This is a genomic window from Veillonella dispar, from assembly GCF_937975875.1.
GTDB classification, from domain to species: Bacteria; Bacillota; Negativicutes; order Veillonellales; family Veillonellaceae; genus Veillonella; species Veillonella dispar_B.
Map to the genome: position 1 here is coordinate 1 of NZ_CALJSP010000108.1, position 3,670 is coordinate 3,670.

Sequence of the window (3,670 nt, forward strand, 5' to 3'; positions counted from 1 at the left end):
GATGTTATGATCATCGGCGGCGGTATGGCTAACGCTTTCATTAAAGCACAAGGCTGTAACATTGGTAGCTCCTTATTCGAAGAAGGCCAAGAAGCTATCGCTACAGATCTTGTTATGGAAGCACGTGTAGCAGGGGCTAAATTATTGACTCCAATCGATGCTGTAGTAGCTGATGCTTTCAGCAACGATGCTAATACTAAAATCGTTGACGTTGAAAATATTGAAGATGGTTGGATGGTTCTAGATATCGGCCCTAAAACACGTGAGCTATATGTAGAAGCATTGGCGCCAATGAAGACTATTATTTGGAATGGTCCTATGGGCGTATTTGAAATGGAAAACTTTGCAGCTGGTACAAATGCGGTAGCAAAAGCTGTAGCTGAATCCGATGCGATGACTATCGTTGGTGGTGGTGACTCTGTAGCGGCTATTGAAAAAAGTGGCTTAGCAGACAAGATTAGCCATATCTCCACAGGTGGTGGCGCATCCTTGGAATTCTTAGAAGGTAAAATCCTACCAGGTATTGCTGCATTGTCTGAGGCATAATATGAGAAAACCCATTATTGCAGGAAATTGGAAAATGAATGGCACCATTGCGTCTGGATCTATCCTGATCGAAGCGTTTAACAGCGTGTTACAAGATATGGAATTATCCTGTGATGTAGTTGTTTGCCCGCCTTTTACAGCTATTGAACGTGCAGTAGCATTAACACGCGATACAGCTATTGCAGTAGGCGCACAAACCATGGATTATCATGATGCTGGTGCATTCACTGGTGAAATTTCACCACTTATGCTTACAGAGGTAGGCGTCAATTATGTTATTATCGGTCATTCTGAACGCCGTGAATATTATGGTGAAACAGATGAGACGGTAAATGCAAAGATTAAAAGTGCATTCCATCATAATTTGACACCTATTGTCTGTGTTGGTGAAAGTTTAGAACAACGTGAGTCCGGTCATACTCTTGACTGGATTACATCTCAACTTAAAGGTGCTTTGGTTGATGTTCCTAAAGAACAAGTTAGCCAATTGATTGTTGCGTACGAACCAATTTGGGCTATCGGTACAGGAAAAACAGCAACTGCTGATCAAGCTGAAGAAGTATGTAAAGAAATTCGTGATTACATACGCTCTTTATACGATGATGAGACTGCTGATGCTGTGCGTATCCAATATGGTGGTAGTGTTAAATCTGAAAATGCTCTCGAAATCCTAGGAGAGCCTAATATTGATGGAGCACTCGTAGGTGGTGCATCTTTAGTAGTTGATGAATTTATAGATATTATTAAAGCGGCGAATCAAGTAAGCGCTTAATATGAGGTTAGAAATGGCTAAATTAGAGGCTCCCGTAATGCTAGTCATCTTAGATGGCTTTGGCATGGGAGATCAATCAGATACAACCAATGCTGTGGTACAGGCGAAGCCGCACTGTTTTAATCAATTATGGGATATGTATCCACATACAAAATTAGAAGCATCAGGACTAGCGGTAGGCCTTCCAGAAGGCCAAATGGGGAATTCTGAGGTTGGTCATTTAAACCTTGGCTCTGGTCGTATTGTGTACCAAGATTTAACTCGTATTACTAAAGACGTTGAGTCTGGCGAGTTCTATAATCGCCCTGTTATAAAGGAACTGTATGAAGTAGGCAAAAAACAAAGCTTACATCTTATTGGCCTAGTTTCTGATGGCAATGTGCATTGTTCTTTAGAACATATCAAGGCTGTTATTAAAGGCGCTCATGACAATGGTATTGAACATGTATATGTACATGCATTGCTCGATGGTCGTGATGTAGCACCTCAATGCGCACAAGGTTATATCAAAGATTTAGAAGCATATATGGCAGAGCTAAACTGTGGTAAAATTGCCACCGTTAGTGGTCGCTATTATGCAATGGATCGGGATAATCGTTGGGACCGTGTGGAACTTGCTTACAATGCTATTGTACATGGTCAAGGTGAAAGTGCCGCATCAGCTTGTGAAGCGGTACAACAATCTTATGATAAGGATGCAGCTGATGAGTTTGTACTTCCTACAGTGATTGATTCTGAAGGAACTATCAAGAATGGTGACGCTGTTATCTTCTGTAACTTCCGTCCAGACCGTGGGCGTGAACTTACAAAAGCTTTAGTGTTGACAGAATTTGATGGCTTTAACCGTGAACCATTATCCTTGTATATGGCGACTATGACCAAATATGAAGATGGCTTACCAGTTCATATTGTGTACGAAAAAGACATCTTGTCAGAAACATTAGGCGAAGTACTCAGTGTAGGTGGCTATCGTCAATTGCGTATTGCTGAAACAGAGAAATATGCCCATGTAACGTACTTCTTCAACGGCGGTAAAGAGGAACCATTTGAAGGCGAGGACCGCATCCTTGTAAAATCACCTCAAGTGGCAACTTATGATTTACAACCTGAGATGAGCGCTTATGAAGTGACTGATAAGGTTGTACAAGCTATTCAAGATGAAACATATGACATGATTATCTTGAACTTTGCAAACCCAGATATGGTCGGTCATACAGGTAGCTTTGAAGCAGCTGTTAAAGCAGTGCAAGCGGTAGATACTTGTTTAGGTCGTATCGTAGAGGCTATACGCAACAAAAATGGTCATTTGTTGATTACCGCAGACCATGGTAATGCAGAGCTTATGGTTAACCATGAAACAGGTAAGGTACATACGGCACATACAACGAACTTGGTTCCTTTAATTTTAATGAGCGACAGTTTAAAAACAGCTACATTAGAAGCTGGTAAATTATGTGACATTGCTCCTACATTATTAGACTTAGCTGGGATAAAACAACCAAAAGCTATGACAGGTCATAGCTTGGTACATAAAGCATAATATGGAGCTTTCACTATATTAGTAGTTAATTAGAGTTATAAGCCTATAAGGTTTAGCTCAATATATATATAATGGCTGTCAGATGGCAGTTATTCCATTAGATTATATGAGGTGAAGAAATGGCAGTAATTGAACAAGTCATTGCAAGAGAAATTTTAGATTCCCGCGGTAACCCAACTGTTGAAGTTGAAGTATGTTTAGAAGATGGCACTATTGCAACAGCAGCGGTTCCATCCGGCGCTTCTACAGGTAAGTTTGAAGCTGTAGAATTACGTGATGGTGATAAATCCCGTTACTCTGGTAAAGGTGTATTAACAGCTATCGACAATGTAAATGCTAAAATCGGTCCTGCCATTATTGGTTATGATGCGACTGAACAAGTAGCAATCGATAACTTGATGTTGAAATTAGATGGTACAGACAATAAATCTAACCTTGGTGCTAATGCAATTCTTGGTGTTTCCATGGCAGTAGCTCGTGCAGCAGCAGAATCTTTAGATTTGCCATTATTTGCATACCTTGGCGGTTTCAACGCAAAAGAATTACCAGTTCCTATGATGAACATCTTGAACGGTGGCGCACATGCAGATAATAACGTAGATATTCAAGAATTTATGATCATGCCTGTAGGCGCAACCTCCTTTGCAGAAGCTCTTCGCAGCTGTGCAGAAGTATATCATACATTGAAATCTGTACTTCATGATAAAGGCCTTAGCACTGCCGTAGGTGATGAAGGTGGCTTTGCACCAAACTTGGCATCTAACGAAGAAGCATTAGAAGTAATTTGTGAAGCTATTAAAGCGGCTGGTTAT

3 protein-coding genes and 1 pseudogene are annotated in these 3,670 nt (G+C 40.7%); all 4 read left to right on the top strand.

Annotated features, from left to right (window positions below):
• On the top strand, window positions 1-546 hold a 546-nt coding region (gene pgk / locus Q7P05_RS05050; protein WP_303930866.1), incomplete at its 5' end, for a phosphoglycerate kinase.
• 1 nt (window position 547) lies between these two features.
• Window positions 548-1,318 (top strand): triose-phosphate isomerase, encoded by a 771-nt coding sequence (gene tpiA / locus Q7P05_RS05055; RefSeq protein WP_295783879.1) that lies wholly within the window; start codon window positions 548-550, stop codon window positions 1,316-1,318.
• 13 nt (window positions 1,319-1,331) lie between these two features.
• On the top strand, window positions 1,332-2,858 hold the full coding sequence (gene gpmI / locus Q7P05_RS05060; RefSeq protein ID WP_303930869.1) for a 2,3-bisphosphoglycerate-independent phosphoglycerate mutase: 1,527 nt from the start codon (window positions 1,332-1,334) through the stop codon (window positions 2,856-2,858).
• Between the two features lie 119 nt (window positions 2,859-2,977).
• Window positions 2,978-3,670, top strand: a pseudogene (gene eno, locus Q7P05_RS05065) (phosphopyruvate hydratase); the annotation flags it as partial.

What these genes read in the sequence shown, in the direction of transcription:
- tpiA (WP_295783879.1), top strand. Translation starts at nt 548, where the DNA reads ATGAGAAAACCCATTATTGCAGGAAATTGGAAAATGAATGGCACCATT.
- gpmI (WP_303930869.1), top strand. Translation starts at nt 1,332, where the DNA reads ATGGCTAAATTAGAGGCTCCCGTAATGCTAGTCATCTTAGATGGCTTT.